General features: G+C 71.5%; 12 protein-coding genes. 9 read left to right on the top strand and 3 right to left on the bottom strand.

What is annotated here, in order from left to right; translation table 11 throughout:
* The first annotated feature begins 112 nt into the window (after nucleotides 1-112).
* From ABD978_RS30500 to ABD978_RS30510, 3 genes are all read left to right on the top strand, one after another.
* Nucleotides 113-1,744, top strand: a complete 1,632-nt coding sequence (locus ABD978_RS30500; RefSeq protein WP_345362371.1) for a cellulose binding domain-containing protein — start codon at nucleotides 113-115, stop codon at nucleotides 1,742-1,744.
* 84 nt (nucleotides 1,745-1,828) lie between these two features.
* A complete protein-coding gene (locus ABD978_RS30505) occupies nucleotides 1,829-3,403 on the top strand; it encodes a cellulose binding domain-containing protein (RefSeq protein ID WP_345362374.1) in 1,575 nt (524 codons plus the stop codon).
* Between the two features lie 303 nt (nucleotides 3,404-3,706).
* Entirely contained in the window at nucleotides 3,707-4,066 is a 360-nt protein-coding gene (locus tag ABD978_RS30510; RefSeq protein WP_345362377.1) for a DUF7144 family membrane protein, read from the top strand.
* Between the two features lie 105 nt (nucleotides 4,067-4,171).
* On the opposite strand, the gene ABD978_RS30515 is transcribed toward ABD978_RS30510, so the two are convergent.
* Nucleotides 4,172-5,812, bottom strand: a complete 1,641-nt coding sequence (locus tag ABD978_RS30515; RefSeq protein ID WP_345362380.1) for a M48 family metallopeptidase — start codon at nucleotides 5,810-5,812, stop codon at nucleotides 4,172-4,174.
* Nucleotides 5,813-5,888: 76 nt separating this feature from the next.
* The gene (locus tag ABD978_RS30520; RefSeq protein WP_345362383.1) at nucleotides 5,889-6,392 is read right to left on the bottom strand and encodes an NUDIX hydrolase; all 504 of its coding nucleotides are present in this window, start codon (nucleotides 6,390-6,392) and stop codon (nucleotides 5,889-5,891) included.
* A gap of 33 nt (nucleotides 6,393-6,425) precedes the next feature.
* Here ABD978_RS30520 and ABD978_RS30525 point away from each other — a divergent pair, with 33 nt between their 5' ends.
* The 4 genes from ABD978_RS30525 to ABD978_RS30540 all read left to right on the top strand — a co-directional run bounded on the left by ABD978_RS30525 (nucleotide 6,426) and on the right by ABD978_RS30540 (nucleotide 10,584).
* Nucleotides 6,426-7,817, top strand: coding sequence for a deoxyguanosinetriphosphate triphosphohydrolase family protein (locus ABD978_RS30525; protein WP_345362386.1), 1,392 nt, complete (start codon nucleotides 6,426-6,428; stop codon nucleotides 7,815-7,817).
* A gap of 77 nt (nucleotides 7,818-7,894) precedes the next feature.
* Entirely contained in the window at nucleotides 7,895-9,130 is a 1,236-nt protein-coding gene (locus ABD978_RS30530; RefSeq protein WP_345362389.1) for an NAD(P)/FAD-dependent oxidoreductase, read from the top strand.
* A gap of 70 nt (nucleotides 9,131-9,200) precedes the next feature.
* Entirely contained in the window at nucleotides 9,201-10,061 is an 861-nt protein-coding gene (gene sigJ, locus ABD978_RS30535; protein ID WP_345362392.1) for an RNA polymerase sigma factor SigJ, read from the top strand.
* An 82-nt stretch (nucleotides 10,062-10,143) separates the two neighbouring features.
* The gene (locus ABD978_RS30540) at nucleotides 10,144-10,584 is read left to right on the top strand and encodes a carboxymuconolactone decarboxylase family protein (RefSeq protein WP_345362395.1); all 441 of its coding nucleotides are present in this window, start codon (nucleotides 10,144-10,146) and stop codon (nucleotides 10,582-10,584) included.
* A gap of 60 nt (nucleotides 10,585-10,644) precedes the next feature.
* Here ABD978_RS30540 and ABD978_RS30545 read toward each other — a convergent pair whose 3' ends face one another.
* Nucleotides 10,645-11,907 carry an ABC transporter ATP-binding protein gene (locus tag ABD978_RS30545; protein ID WP_345362398.1) on the bottom strand — a complete coding sequence of 421 codons (1,263 nt, stop codon included), beginning with the start codon at nucleotides 11,905-11,907 and terminating at the stop codon, nucleotides 10,645-10,647.
* Nucleotides 11,908-12,157: 250 nt separating this feature from the next.
* On the opposite strand from ABD978_RS30545, the gene dnaG reads away from it, so the two are divergent.
* Together dnaG and rpoD are read left to right on the top strand one after the other, a co-directional pair.
* On the top strand, nucleotides 12,158-14,038 hold the full coding sequence (gene dnaG, locus ABD978_RS30550) for a DNA primase (RefSeq protein WP_345362401.1): 1,881 nt from the start codon (nucleotides 12,158-12,160) through the stop codon (nucleotides 14,036-14,038).
* Between the two features lie 71 nt (nucleotides 14,039-14,109).
* Nucleotides 14,110-15,252: an RNA polymerase sigma factor RpoD gene (rpoD, locus tag ABD978_RS30555; protein WP_345362512.1), complete on the top strand. Its 1,143-nt coding sequence runs from the start codon at nucleotides 14,110-14,112 to the stop codon at nucleotides 15,250-15,252.
* Nucleotides 15,253-15,309 lie beyond the last annotated feature (57 nt).

The raw sequence follows: 15,309 nt of genomic DNA on the forward strand, positions 1-15,309 counted from the left end.
GGTAAGGCGCAGGCGGAAGCCTCCGGGGGCTCGCCCGACGACAGCGACAGGGTTCTGACCGCCGGACGCGACCCCGCCCGCGCCTGTGCGCGGGTGCCCGCAAGGAGGACCCGTGCGTGTTCGCCCGCGTGCCCTGACCATCCTGACCGCCGGCCTCCTCGCGCTCGGCGTCCTGACCGCCGGGCGCGCCCACGCCGCCGGCCCGCTCACCGCCACGTTCGCGAAGACGTCGGACTGGGGGAGCGGTTACCAGGGCCAGTTCACCGTCAAGAACGACGGCTCGTCGGCGGTCAGTGGCTGGACGGTGGCGTTCGATCTGCCGTCGGGGTCGTCGGTGGGCACGTACTGGGACGCCTTGTTGACCCAGTCGGGGTCGCATTACACGTTCAAGAACCGGGACTACAACGCGTCGGTCCCGGCGGGTGGTTCGGTGTCGTTCGGTTTCGTGGTGTCGGGGAGCGGCACGCCGACCGGCTGCACGCTGAACGGCGCGGCGTGTGACGGTGGGGGAGGCGGCGGTGGTTCGGACACGCAGCCGCCGAGTACGCCCACCGGGCTCACCGTCACCGGGCACACCTCCTCGAGCGTCTCCCTGTCCTGGAACGCCTCGACCGACGACGTCGGGGTGACGGGGTACGAGGTGTACCAGGGGTCGTCCCCGGCCACGACGGTCTCGGGGACGAGCGCGACGGTGCCGGGGCTGGCCGCGTCGACGTCGTACTCCTTCAAGGTGCGGGCCAAGGACGCCGCCGGGAACGCCTCGGCCTTCAGCGCCACGGTCAATGCCACCACCGACAGCGGCGGCGGGACCCCGCCGCCGTCCGGGGACCTGCGCGCGGCGCCGTACTTCATGCCCCTCGACAACGACCCGCAGCCGATCTCCGGGATCGTCTCCGGCAGCGGCGTGAAGTCGCTGGTCCTCGCCTTCGTCCTCGCGCCGAACGGCGGAGGCTGCACCCCGGCCTGGGACGGCGACACCGCGCACCCGGTCTCCTCGGACACCGCCGTCAAGGCGCAGGTCGACGCGGTACGCGCGGCGGGCGGCGACGTCGCGGTCTCCTTCGGCGGCTACAACGGTCTCGAACTCGGCGCCGCCTGCTCCGACGCCGCGTCCCTCGCCCAGGCGTACCAGCAGGTGATCGACAAGTACGCCCTCACCCATGTCGACTTCGACATCGAGGGCGACGACCTCGGCGACGCGGCCGGGGAGACACGGCGCTTCCAGGCCATCAAGATCCTCAAGCAGAACGCGGCCGCCGCCGGGCGCGCTCTCCAGGTCTCCCTCACCATGCCGGTGACGACCGTCGGCCTCAGCGACCTGGACAAGGCCGAGATCCAGCGGGCCAAGGACAACGGGGCCGACATCGACCTGTACGCGGTGATGGCCTTCGACTACGGAGGCCCGGCGGCGTCCATGGCCGCCGACGTCCAGAAGGTGATGGAGGCCGCGCACACCCAGCTCGCCGCGCTGCGCCCCGACCTGTCCGACGCGAACCTCTACGCCCGTACGGGCCTGATCCTGATGAACGGCCACACCGACCAGCCGAGCGAGCTGTTCACCCAGGACACCTTCCGTACGCTCCTCGGCTACGCGCAGCAGCACCATCTCGGCCGGCTGTCGTTCTGGTCGCTGAACCGGGACCGGCAGTGCACCGGAACCACCGGCTGGGCGGACGGCAAGTGCAGCGGCGTCACCCAGCAGCCGTACGACTTCGCGACGATCATCGGTCAGTTCACCGGTTGAGCCCCGGCTCCCGGTCGTTCCACCCGCCGGCGCGGCCGGGAGCCGGTCCCATCGAGAGTCGGCCCCACGAGAGAGGTCCCCGCCTTGAAGAGATCCAGGATCGCGTCCCTGCTCGTCGGGATGCTGCTACTGCCCCTGGCCGTCGTGCTGACCGCGGTGTCGGCGTACGCGGCGGCGAACACGGCGACGTTCGCCAAGACGTCGGACTGGGGGAGCGGTTACCAGGCACAGTTCACGGTCACGAACAACGGCTCGTCGGCGATCAGTGGCTGGACGGTGGCGTTCGACCTGCCGTCGGGGTCGTCGGTGGGCACGTACTGGGACGCGTTGCTGACGCAGTCGGGGTCGCACTACACGTTCAAGAACCGGGACTACAACGCCTCGATCGCCGCGGGCGCGTCGGTGTCGTTCGGGTTCGTGGTGTCCGGGAGCGGGACGCCGACCGGCTGCACGCTGAACGGCGCCGCCTGTGACGGCGGCGGGGGTGGTTCGGACACGCAACCGCCGAGCACGCCCACCGGGCTGACGGTGACCGGGCACACCTCCTCGAGTGTGTCGTTGTCCTGGACGGCCTCGACGGACAACGTCGGGGTCACCGGGTACGAGGTGTACCAGGGGTCGTCCCCGGCCACGACGGTCTCGGGGACGAGCGCGACCGTGTCGGGGCTGGCCGCGTCGACGTCGTACTCCTTCAAGGTGCGGGCCAAGGACGCCGCCGGGAACGCCTCGGCGTTCAGCGCCACGGTCAGCGCCACCACCGACAGCGGCGGCGGTGGAGGCGGCGGCACCGGCGGCGGCCGGTTCTCGCCCTACATCGACATCACGATGGCCAGCCCGACGCTGAAGGACGTGGCCACGGCGACGGGCCAGAAGCACTTCACCCTGGCCTTCGCGCTCGCGGACAGCACCGGGTGCAACCCGTCGTGGGGCGGCACCATCCCGTTGAACGACTCGCGCGTCATCGGCGAGGTCAATGACCTGAAGAGCGTCGGCGGTGACGTCACGGTGGCGACCGGCGGCGCGACCGGGCCGTACCTGGAGAACACCTGCGGCAGTTCGTCCGCGCTGCTCGCCGCCTACGAGAAGGCACTCGACGCGGTCGGCAGCAACCGCCTCGACGTCGACGTCGAGGCGTCCATCCCGGTCGCGCAGGTCAACACCGCCCTGAAGCAGTTGCAGGCCGCGCGCGGCACCACGGTCACCTACACGCTGCGGGTGCAGTCCTCGGACTACGGCGTCGACCCGTTCTCGGTGCAGATCCTGCAGGACGCCGCCTCCCGCGGCCTGAACGTCACCGTCAACCCGATGCTGATGGACTTCGGGTACTCGGGCTCCTGGGGCGACGCCCTGATCGCCGCGGCGAACTCCACGCTCGGGCAGATGAAGCAGGTCTGGCCCGGCAAGAGCGACGCCGAGCTCAAGGGCATGCTCGGCCTCACCCCGATGATCGGTAAGAACGACACCGGCCCGACCACCACGCAGGCCGTCGCCGGTCAGGTGCTGAGCTACGCCCAGACCAACCACGTCGGGTACATCGGCTTCTGGTCGGTCGGCCGCGACAACGGCGGCTGCCCGAACGGCTCCGTCTCGCCGACCTGCAGCGGTATCAGCCAGAGCACGTACGAGTTCACCAACATCTTCAAGGGCTTCACGGGCTGACGCCCCGACAGGCCCCTGGAGGGGGAGCCGCGGGCCGTTCCCGTCCGCCGCCCGGACGGGAACGGCCGCCGGCGGTTCGTCGCGGGCGGGACGGCACCGCCCGGCCCAGGGGCCGGGCCTCGTCCGGAGCCGGAGCGACGAGTCAAGGCCCTCCCCAGGAATCGAAAACTAGGCGACTCGGGTCGTATGACCGGACCGGGGGCGGGGAACGACGGCTGCTGTAGAACTCCTGTCGAGCAGAGGACTGTCATGCCGGGCTCCGCGGGGAGTCATGCTCCCCGACAACCGACCACATCGGGCTGGTTGGCATTCGCCGGCCTGCTGGTCTGCGTGGTGGGCTTCTTCAACATCCTGGACGGGCTCACCGCTCTCCTCAAGGACCAGTACTACCAGGTCGGGTCGAGCAGGCTGCTCATCTTCGATTACACCGCCTGGGGCTGCATCTGGCTCATTCTGGGAGTCGCGCAACTCGTCATAGGCGGTGCGATCCTCGCCAGGAAGGCATGGGCGAGAACACCGGGCATCGCGCTCACCGCGCTGGTGATCCTTGGCCAATTCGCCTTCCTGAACGCCTTCCCGCTGTGGTCGACGATCGTGATCGCCCTGTGCGTCGTCGGCATCTATGGCTTGATGACTCCGACGTCAGGTTCGGTCGCGCTCTGACGGCAAGCCTGCTGAGGCCGACCGCGACGAGTCGATCGCCGAGCGGTGGTCATTCGGCTTCGCGGCGCGGTCACCGAGCGTCCGGTACGGCCCTGAAAGCACGGATCAGCGCGGAGGGGGCGCCATTCCACCCGGGGGAGGGACCGCACCGCCCGCACCTGGGACCGCGCCGCCAGGACCTGAGTACGTGCCGCCCGCACCTGGGACCGCGCCACCCGGAACCGGGTACGTGCCGCCCGGAACCGGGATGGCGCCGCCCGGGGCGGGCTCGGGTGCCGGGGCGGATGCCGGGGTGATGCCCAGACGGAGCAGGTGTTCGTACAGGGAGTTGACCTGACCGGGGTCGTCGACCGCCCTGCGGACGGGGTCGGTCAGGTCGACCTCGGCGCCGTCGCCGTCGACCAGGCGGGCGACGTCGGACCAGGAGAAGGTGTAGCGGACGCGGCCCGCCTGGATGAGCAGGCCCTCGAAGGCGCGGGCGACGACGCGGGCCACCAGGGCGCGGGTGTCATCGCCCTGCCAGCCGGCCATCCGGAGGCGGTTGCCGAGGTCGCCGGCGCCGCCGCCGGCGAGGATCCGCAGGACCGTGTCGACCGTCGGCTGCGGCGTGTTCGTCGCCTGGCCGGCGGCGGTGAACACGTCCTTCATCGCCTCGGCGTTCGCTCCGGCGTAGAGGCCGCGTTCGACGATCTGCGGCCACTCCAGGACCGGCAGGCGCAGCGCCTCGTCGGTCAGCATCGACGCCTGCGTCGCCAGCGCGGCGCGCCGCGGGTCGGCGAGCAGCGCCAGGGCCGGCCGCGGGTCGGGGCGCGCCGCCGGTTCCGGCAGCGCCGCGATCGCGGCGAGGCGCTCGGCCAGGCTCGGGTGGGAGTCGTACGGCGAGCGTTCCTCGGGCGCGTTCACGACCTTGGCGAGCTCCTCCTGCCGGCTCGGTTCGCGCAGCAGCGTGTAGAACCCCGCGAACAGGTCCGCCGGACGGGCCTGAGCGGGACCGATCAGCGAACAGTAGGAACCGAGGTAGAAGTTCCAGGCCGCCGCGCTCGCGCGTACCTTCCGGAGGGCTTCGCCCATCGGCCGCCGCCCGGAGACGGCGACCGCCGCGGCGTCGGCCTCCAGCTCCTGCCGCCGGGACACCGCCTGCGACACCCGCAGGTACAGCTTGGCGTACAGCAGGAAGATCGTGCGGATGATGGCGTGGTCCCGGAGCCGCTCGATCGTCCTGATCAGCGACGTACGGCCCCGGTAGGTGATGCCGCCCAGGCGGGTGTGTGATCCGCTGTAGTGCCCGAGCTCGTGGCAGAGCACCGCGCGCATCTCGTCGGCGGTGAGGCTGAGCATGAGCGGGATGCCGATGTACATGTACCGTCGCCCGGGGATGAGGCCGAGGAGCCGGGTGTTCTCGCTGACCGCGGCGTTCACGTCGGGGACGAGGCGGATCTCGTCGGGCACCCGGGTCCGGACCTGGTGGGCGAGCTCGGTGACCGTGCGCCACAGCTCCGGCTCGTCGTGGGGCGTCACCGCGACGCCGGGCTGCTCCTCGTCCTTGCGGCGGCCGACGACGAAGACGCCGCGCAGCATCGCCAGGACGCCGAAGGTGGCCAGCGCCGCGACCTTGAAGCCGCCCGCGTGGCCGTACTTCACCGCGTAGAAGTCGAAGAAGACCGTTCCGGTGGTGATGGCGGCGACGAGCACGTAGAAGCCGGCCAGCAGTACGACGGCGACCGCGGCGCGGAACGTGGTGAGCATGGGCGGCCCTCGAGACGTGCGGACAGGGAGGTGAAGAGGACCTTAACCTGCCGCGGTGACGTTTGGCACGGCCGGTTCAGTGGTGCCAGGGCAGCAGGACGGGCTCGGCCGGGCGACGGCCGGCGAGGAGGTCGCGCAGCAGCGGGACCAGCCCGAACGGGTAGACCGCCTCCGTGGTGGCGGCCAGCTCGTCCACGGTCCACCACCGGTGCCCGCTGACGTGCTTCAGCTCGTACGGCTGGAGGCCGCCGGTGTCGACCTCGTGCGCGGTGACCCGGTGGAGGAAGAAGTCGTCGCGGAACGTTCCCTTCGCCCAGCTGAACTCCGCGTACCCGGAGGTCGTCGCCACCGGCGTCCCGAGGTCCTCCGGGGCGACGATGAGGCCGATCTCCTCGCGCAGCTCCCGGGCCGCCGCCTCGTGGAGCGCCTCGCCGTCGTCGACGCCTCCTCCGGGCGTCAGCCAGTAGTGACCGCGCGCGCGGCGGCGGTGGTCATGGAGCAGGCGGAGCAGGAGGACGCGATCGGTGTCGTCGATCAGGAGCACGCGGGCGCTGCGGCGTCGGTACGGTCCATCGGGCATGCCCGCACTCTAGATGGATACGCTCGGACTCCGATGACCCGTTACACCGAGCAGGACACGGCGCGCTGGGCGCCCGAGCCGCCGAAGCGGCGCGAGCGCACGCCGTTCGAACGGGACCGGGCGCGGGTGCTGCACAGCGCGGCGCTGCGCCGGCTGGCGGCCAAGACCCAGGTGGTCGAGCCGGCGGCGGGCGACCAGCGCGGTCAGCACAGCCCGCGGACCCGCCTCACGCACTCCCTGGAGTGCGCGCAGATCGGCCGGGAGCTCGGGAAGGCGTTCGGCTGCGACCCCGACCTCGTGGAGGTCGCGTGCCTGTCCCACGACCTCGGTCATCCGCCGTTCGGCCACAACGGCGAGACGGCGCTCGACGAGGTGGCGGCCGCGTGCGGCGGGTTCGAGGGCAACGCGCAGAGCCTGCGCCTGCTGACCCGGCTGGAGGCCAAGTCGTTCGCGCCGGACGGGCGCAGTGTCGGCCTGAACCTCACCCGGGCGGCGCTCGACGCGGCGATGAAGTATCCCTGGCCGAGGAGGACGCCGGTCGGTGACGGCGCGAAGTACGGCGTCTACGAGGACGACCGGCGGGTCTTCGCCTGGCTGCGGGACGGCGCTCCAGGGAGCGAACCCGACGCGGCGAGTGAGGACGGTGAGGGACCCGAGAGCGCGGGCGAATCCGACGCGGCGAGCGGAGTGGGCGCCGAGGGACGGGGTGCCCGCGGAGCGGGTGAGGAGCGTGAGCGGCCGAGCGATACGCGTCCCGCCGGCGGGGCGCGGCTCTGCTTCGAGGCGCAGGTCATGGACTGGGCCGACGACGTCGCCTACTCCGTGCACGATCTGGAGGACGGGCTGCACGCCGGGCACATCCGGCTGGAGCGGCTGGCCGACCCGGCCGAACGCCGGGCCGTCTGCGAGCTGACCGCCCGGCTCTACTGCGAGGCGGGCGTCGCCGAACTGGAGGAGCGGTTCACCGAACTGCTCGCCGAGCCGTACTGGCCGCGCGCCTACGACGGCACGCTGCGCGCGGCGGCCGCGCTGAAGAACCTCACGAGCGAGCTGATCGGCCGGTTCTGCCGGGCCACCGAGCGGGCCACGCACGAGGCGTACGGCACCGGCCCGCTCACGCGGTACGCGGCGGACCTGGTCGTGCCGCGCGGGCGGCGGCTGGAGTGCGCCCTGCTCAAGGGCGTCGCGGCGCGCTACGTGATGGGGCGCGCGGACCACGGCGCGCTGCAGGCCCGGCAGCGGGAGCTCATCGCCGAACTCGCCGATGCCGTCGCGCGCCAGGCCCCGCGGGTTCTCGACCCGGTGTTCCGCGGGTTCTACGCCGAGGCCGCCGACGACCGCGCGCGGCTGCGCGTCGTCGTCGACCAGCTCGCCTCGCTGACCGACACGTCGGCGCTCGCCTGGCATCGCGAACTCCTCGGCTGACGCTTCGCGCTGCGCCCTCCCGAGACGGGCGCGCGGAGGATACTGGGCTGACCCTGATCCAGAAAGTGGAGGAGCCCATGCCCGTCCCCGAGACCTACGTCGTCGTCGGTGCGAGCCTGGCCGGCGCGAAGGCCGCGCAGACGCTGCGGGAGGAGGGTTTCACCGGACGCGTCGTCCTGATCGGCGAGGAGACGCGGCGGCCGTACGAGCGGCCGCCGCTGACGAAGGGATTCCTGGCCGGCAAGGACCCCTTCGACAAGGCGTACGTCCACGAGGAGTCCTGGTACGCAGACAACGACGTGGAGCTACGTCTCGGCGTCCGGGTGAGCGGGCTGGACCGCGCCGCCCACGAGGTACGGCTCGCGGACGGCGAGCGTGTCGGCTACACCAAGCTGCTCCTCACCACCGGCGCGTCCGCCCGGCGCCCGGCCGTTCCCGGCGCCGACCTCGAGCACGTCCACTACGTACGGGACGCGCCCGACTCCGAGCGGCTGCGCGCGGCGCTGGAGCCCGGGGACCGGCGGGTCGCGGTCGTCGGCGCCGGCTGGATCGGGCTGGAGGCGGCGGCCGCCGCCCGCGCGTACGGCAACGAGGTACGGGTCATCGCGCCGTCCACGCCGCTGCGCCGCTCCCTGGGCACGGAGCTCGGGGAGGTCTTCGCGGCCCTGCACCGCAGGCACGGCGTGGAGTTCGTCACGGGTGACGTCGCCAAGATCACCGAGTCGTCCGTCCTCACGACGGGCGGCGCGGAGACGCCCGCCGACGTCGTGATCGTCGGTGTCGGCGCGGTGCCCAACAGCGCGCTCGCGGAGGAGGCGGGCCTGGAGGTGGACGACGGCATCGTGGTCGACGCGTCGCTGCGCACCTCCGACCCGGACGTCTACGCGGCCGGCGACGTCGCGAAGGCGGACCACCCGCTGCTGGGCCGGCGGATCCGGGTCGAGCACTGGGCGAACGCCCTGAACGGCGGCCCCGCGGCGGCGCGCGCGATGCTGGGACGACCGGTCGTGTACGACCGCGTCCCCTACTTCTACACCGACCAGTACGAGCTGGGCATGGAGGCGTCCGGCGCCTGGGTCGGCGGCTATGACCAGGTCGTGTACCGCGGGACCGACCCGGCCGCGTACGTTTCGGGCGACACCGACGAGCTGGAGTTCATCGCGTTCTGGCTGTCGGGCGGCAGGGTCGTCGGCGGGATGAACGTCAACGTCTGGGACGTCGCCGGGGACATCCAGGCGCTGATCCGGTCGGGCCGTCCGGTGGACGCCGCGCGGCTGGCGGACCCGGGGGTACCCCTCGCCGACCTGGTGTGAGCACTCCGCCCGGCGGGCCCGGTGGCACCCCTCGCCGAGCCGATGTGAGCGCGCCGGGTACCGTCGGCCCGTGACCGACGAGGAGTGGGCGGAGCACCGCCCGGCGGTGTTCGGGGTGGCGTACCGGCTGCTCGGCACCGTCGCCGACGCGGAGGACGTCGCGCAGGACGTGTGGCTGCGCGCGGCGGCCGCCGACCTGTCCCAGGTCGCGGACGTACGCGCGTGGCTGGTGACGGTCTCGGCGCGCCGGTCGTACGACATCCTCCGCTCGGCGCGGGTGCGCCGGGAGGCCTACGTCGGTCCCTGGCTGCCGGAGCCCCTGCTGACCGGGCCGGACGCCGCCGAGCCGGTGCTGGTCGACGAGTCGGTCGGCACCGCGATGCTCCTCGTCATGGAGGAGCTGACACCGCCGGAGCGGGTCGCGTTCGTCCTCCACGACGTCTTCGAGGTGCCCTTCGACGAGGTGGCGGGCGTGCTGGGCAACACTCCCGCGGCCAGCCGGCAGCTCGCCTCCCGGGCGCGCCGCCGGGCGGCCGCCGCCAAGGAGCGGCCGCGCGCGACCCGGCCCGAGCGGGAGCGCGTGCTCACGGCCTTCCGCGCGGCGTACGAGACCGGTGACCTGGAGGGGCTGGTCAAGCTGCTGCACCCCGATGTCGTCTACGTCACCGACGGCGGTGGCAAGGTCTCGGCGGCGCGCAAGCTCATCGTCGGCGGCCGGAAGGTGGCCGAGGTGCTGGAGCGGGTGCGCGCTCGCTGGGCGCTCGGCCACGCCGTCCCCTGTGAGATCGGCGGCGAGCCCGCCCTGGCGATCTTCCGGGACGGCGCGGTCGCGGTGATCGACACGTTCGACATCGCCGCCGACGGCCGGATCCTGGCGATCCGGCGGGTGCTCAATCCGGAGAAGCTGACGCACGTCAGCGTGGCTTCCTGAAATTCCTGCCGGGAACCCGTCACACCGGACGGTACCGTCTCGTCTCCCTGGCGAAGAACCACCACCGAGAAGGGTTGACGCGATGTCGCGCTTGAACGTCGCCGAACTGGCACCCGAGGTCTACAAGGCGTTCCTCCAGGCCGAGCAGGCGATCCGCAGGGGACCTCTGACCGCCACCGTCCGCGAGCTCGTCAAGATCCGAGCCTCGCAGCTGAACGGCTGCCTCTTCTGCATCGACATGCACACGCACGAGGCGCTCGAACTCGGCGAGAACCTGAACCGGATCATTCAGCTGCCCGCCTGGCGGGAGTCGCGGCTGTACACCGAGGCGGAACGGGCCGCGCTGGCCTACGCCGAGGCCGCCACCAGGGGCCCCGAGGAGGTCTCCGACGAGATCTGGAACGCGGTGACCGACGCGTTCAAACCGGACGAGGCGGCGTTCCTCGTCGCCCAGGTCGCGCAGATCAACATGTGGAACCGCGTCGCCGGGACCATGCACACCCAGCCCCCGAACCGGGACTGACGCGTTCCCGCGAGGCCGGCGCGCCGTCCACGCGACGGCGCGCCACCGGGTCCGCAGCGGTCAGCGGCGTACGGGGTCGACGCGGCGGCCGTCCTCGCCGAACAGCAGCATGCGGTCGGTGTCGATGGCCAGCCGGATGGCGTCGCCCGCCGACACTCCGGACCGCGACTCGAGCCGGAACACCACGTCCGACCGGCGGTGATGGCCGTCGTGCCGGCCCGGTTCGGGCGTGGGCTCCTCGGCGACGATCCCGGCGGACCGCAGGATCCGGCGCAGCACGCCCTCGCCGGAGCTCGGTTCCGGGCTCGCCCACGGCGGGTCGTTCTCGTACGGGGCCTCCGGGTCGACGTGCGGCAGGCCGGCCTCCGCGTAGGCGAGCCACTCGGAACCGTGGAACTCCAGCGCCCGTACCCGGCCCGCGATCAGGCCGTCCGCCGCGGGCCGCAGGGCGTCGGCGCGGAAGCCGACCGTCAGGTACCTGCCGTGGTGCGACACCAGCGTGGGCGCGCGGGGATCGGACCAGGGCAGGACCAGCCGCTGGTTCCCGAGGCCGAGGATGATCCCCTCCTCCTGGTCCGCCCAGACGCCCGTCCTGATGAGGTTGATCGGCGGGGCGCTCAGGAACGCCGCCACGAACATCGTCGCGGGGTCGTCGTACACCTGCTGAGGGGTGCCGACGTCCTGCAGCACGCCCTGCCGCATGATCCCCACCCGGTCCGCGAGCGTGAGCGCCTCGGTCTGGTCGTGGGTCACGTACAGAGTGGTGACCTTGATGCTGCGGACCAGGGCGCTGATCTCCATGCGGAGCTCGGTGCGCAGGCCCGCGTCCAGGTTGGACAGGGGCTCGTCCATCAGGAAGATGCCGGGTTCGCGGATCAGCGCCCGCCCCATCGCGACGCGCTGGCGCTGGCCGCCGGACAGCGTCGAGGGCAGGCGGTTGAGGGTCTCCTCGATGCCGAGCGCCCGCGACAGCTCGACGATGCGCTCCTGGGAGGCCGGCGACGCGTCCCCGGAGATCTCCAGCGGGAAGGCGATGTTGCCCCGGACGTCGCGGTGCGGGTAGAGCGCGCCGCTCTGGAACACCATCGCCAGGTCGCGGTCGCGCGGCGGGAGGCCGTTAGCATATCTGCCGCCGAGCCACAGGTCACCGGAGGTGATTTCCTCCAGGCCCGCGACCATGCGCAGCAGTGTCGACTTCCCGCAGCCGGACGGGCCGAGCAGCACGAACAGCTCGCCGTCGGGTACGCGCAGGCTCACGTTCCGCACGGCGTGGAAACCGTCCGGGTAGACCTTGTTCACCGCGTCGAGGACGACTTCGGTCATGCTTCCACCTTGTGTCGCCGGGACGACCTATGGCGGCCCTCCGTCGCTCCCGCGGGTTGATCGCGGTCCCCGAACCACTCGATGCAGAGTGACGGCGACATCCGCCATTGCCGCCGAAGTTGAGTAAGTACATCGCGCCTTTCCGTGATTTGTCCAGACCGTTGGCGCGCCAATTGATCAGGTCACGCGGCCCCCTCCGGGGGTGTCCGGTACGGCCCGCGGTGTCCGAGGTCAGGACTAGACTGCCGACGTGGCAGGCCGGATCCGTGATGAAGACATCGCCCTCGTACGTGAACGGTCGCCGATCGACGCGGTCGTGGGGGAGTACGTCCAGCTCCGTAACGCGGGCGGCGGCGCGCTCAAGGGCCTCTGCCCGTTCCACGACGAGAAATCGCCATCTTTCAACGTCTCGAACGGGATGTTCCACTGCTTCGGCTGCGGGGAAGGCGGTGACGCGATCTCTTTCGTGCAAAAGATCGAGCACCTGTCGTTCGCCGAGGCGATCGAGCGCCTGGCGGCGAAGGCCGGCGTGCAGCTCCGCTACGCCGACAGCGGCTACGTCCCCAATCGGCAGAAGGGCGAGCGCACCCGTCTGATCGAGGCGCACCGGGCCGCCGCGGAGTTCTTCACCGAGCAGTTGCTCACCCCGGCGGCCGAGCTCGGCCGCCGCTTCCTCGCCGAGCGGGGTTTCGGCCGGGAGGACGCGGAGCGGTTCGGCGTCGGCTACGCGCCGAACGAGTGGGAGGCGCTCGTCCGGCACCTGCGCGGCCGGGGCTTCACCGACAAGGAGCTCGTCACCGGGGGGCTGGCCAGCCAGGGGCGGCGCGGGCCGATCGACCGGTTCCGCGGCCGGCTGATCTGGCCGATCCGCGACCTCACCGGCGACGTCATCGGGTTCGGCGCGCGCCGGCTGGAGGAGCGCGACGACGGTCCCAAGTACCTCAACACCCCCGAGACGCCGCTGTTCAAGAAGGGTTCGGTGCTGTACGCCGCCGACCTGGCGAAGAAGGACATCGCCAAGCGGCGGCAGGCGGTGATCGTCGAGGGCTACACCGACGTCATGGCCTGCCACCTGGCGGGCGTCGGCACCGCGATCGCGACCTGCGGCACCTCCTTCGGCGACGAGCACATCAAGATCCTGCGCCGGCTGCTGCTGGACCAAGACGAGGCCAGCGGTGAGGTGATCTTCACCTTCGACGGCGACGCCGCCGGCCAGAAGGCCGCGTTGCGCGCCTTCGAGACGGAGCACCGGTTCGCCGCCCAGACGTTCGTCGCCGTGCAGCCGGACGGCCTCGACCCGTGCGACCTGCGACTCCAGCACGGTGACGCGGCAGTGCGCGACCTGGTCGCCTCCCGCGTGCCGCTGTTCCGGTTCGCGGTCCAGGCGACGATCGCCAAGTACGACCTCGACACCACCGAGGGCCGGCTCGCCGCGATCGACGCCGCCGCGCCGATCATCGCGGGCATCAGGGACCGGGGCATGCGCGAGCGCTACGCCATCGACCTGGACAAGTGGACCGGCTTCCTCGACGAGCAGTTCGTCCTCCGGCGGGTGCGCGAGCACGGCTCCGGCCGTCCGGGCGACGGCCGGCGGGGCGACGCGCGCCGGCGGCGGCCCGAGCCGGCTCCGGTCCCGCAGCGCCCGGCGCATGACCTGAACGACCCGGTGGTCCAGGTCGAGCGCGAGACGCTGAAGCTCGCGGTGCAGCGGCCCGCGCTGCTCGGTCCGGCCTTCGACGCCATGCCCGCCGACGCACTGCTCGTCCCGGGTCACGCCGCGGTGCGATCGCTGATCGCGGAGCTCGGCGGCGTCGTGACGGCGCAGAGCGGACCGGAATGGGCCGGCCGGCTGCGGGACGCCGCGCCGAACGACGAGGTCAGGGCTCTGGTCACCGCGTTCGCCGTGGAACCGCTGCGCTCCAGCGGAGATCCGGATGACCGATATGCCGCTGCAATGCTGTCCAGATTGCAGGAGATCCAGGTCACGCGGGAGATCGCCAAACTGCAGTCCAAACTCGGACGGCTGAATCCGGTCGAGCACCGGGAAGAGCACAACCGCCTTTTCGGCGATCTCATGGCCCTTGAGCTGCAGCGAAAGATGTTGCGCGAGCGAGCCATCAGTTCTCTGTGACCCCTGGGACGCAAAAATAGGTCCCCCGGAATAAGGGTCCCTTGCCGCACACTGTCACCGTGGGCCCTTCGGTGCTGCCTAGCGAGACGCCGCCGGTTGACCAGGTGGCGGACCTCGTCGCACGTGGCAGAGAACGTGGAATAACGGTGGACGACGTCGCCGCCGCGATCGATCGTTCCGACCTGCCGGCGGAGTCGGCCGACCGGGTCGTCCGGATGCTCGCGGAGCAGGGGGTGGAGGTTCTCGAGTCCCCGAGCGGACACGAGGACTCAGCGCGAGCTGATGGGGACGACCTCGGAAGGCGGGCGCCGACAAGCGACCTGGTCCGGATCTACCTGCGCGAGATCGGACGCGTACCGCTGCTCACGGCAGAAGAAGAAGTAGAACTCGCCAAATCGATCGAGGCGGGACTGTTCGCCGAGGAGAAGCTGGCCAAGGCGGCCATCATCGCTCCCGTCGAACGCTCCGACCTCGAACTGCTCGCCCATGACGGGGTACGGGCGAAGCAACGACTGATCGAGGCCAATCTGCGCCTGGTGGTGTCCATCGCCAAGCGTTACGTCGGCCGCGGAATGCTGTTCCTCGATCTCATCCAGGAGGGAAATCTCGGGCTGATCCGTGCGGTCGAGAAATTCGACTACACCAAGGGGTACAAGTTCTCGACCTATGCGACCTGGTGGATCCGCCAGGCGATCACACGGGCGATCGCCGACCAGGCCCGGACCATCCGGATCCCGGTGCACATGGTGGAGACCATCAACAAGCTGGTGCGCGTGCAGCGCCAGCTCCACCAGGATCTCGGCAGGGAGCCGACTCCCGAGGAGATCGGGGTGGAGATGGGACTGCCGCCCGACCGGGTGGTCGAGATCCAGCGGGTCGCGCAGGAGCCGGTGTCCCTGCAGTCGCCGATCGGTGAGGAGGACTCCGACCTCGGCGACTTCATCGAGGACGCCGACGCCGTCGTGCCCATGGAGGCGGCGGCGTTCATCCTCCTGCAGGATCAGCTCGGCGGCATCCTGGGGTCGCTGTCGGACCGGGAGCAGCGGATCATCCAGCTGCGCTTCGGCCTGACGGACGGCCATCCACGGACGCTCGAGGAGGTCGGCCGGGAGTTCGGCGTGACGCGGGAGCGCATCCGGCAGATCGAGTCCAAGACCCTGGCGAAGCTGCGGCATCCGACGCGTGCCCAGATGCTCCGGGAGTACCTCGACTAGCTCCCCGGCCGCCCCTGAGAAGGCGGTTCAAGCGGTCCCGGGCGGGGCCGGCGTGGT

It is taken from the genome of Actinoallomurus liliacearum (assembly GCF_039542035.1).
Taxonomy (GTDB): Bacteria; Actinomycetota; Actinomycetes; order Streptosporangiales; family Streptosporangiaceae; genus Actinoallomurus; species Actinoallomurus liliacearum.

Bases quoted from the DNA above. Each gene is read 5' to 3' on its own strand.
- ABD978_RS30515 (WP_345362380.1), bottom strand. From the start codon at position 5,812: ATGCTCACCACGTTCCGCGCCGCGGTCGCCGTCGTACTGCTGGCCGGC.
- ABD978_RS30520 (WP_345362383.1), bottom strand. From the start codon at position 6,392: ATGCCCGATGGACCGTACCGACGCCGCAGCGCCCGCGTGCTCCTGATC.
- ABD978_RS30525 (WP_345362386.1), top strand. From the start codon at position 6,426: ATGACCCGTTACACCGAGCAGGACACGGCGCGCTGGGCGCCCGAGCCG.
- ABD978_RS30530 (WP_345362389.1), top strand. From the start codon at position 7,895: ATGCCCGTCCCCGAGACCTACGTCGTCGTCGGTGCGAGCCTGGCCGGC.
- ABD978_RS30540 (WP_345362395.1), top strand. From the start codon at position 10,144: ATGTCGCGCTTGAACGTCGCCGAACTGGCACCCGAGGTCTACAAGGCG.
- ABD978_RS30545 (WP_345362398.1), bottom strand. From the start codon at position 11,907: ATGACCGAAGTCGTCCTCGACGCGGTGAACAAGGTCTACCCGGACGGT.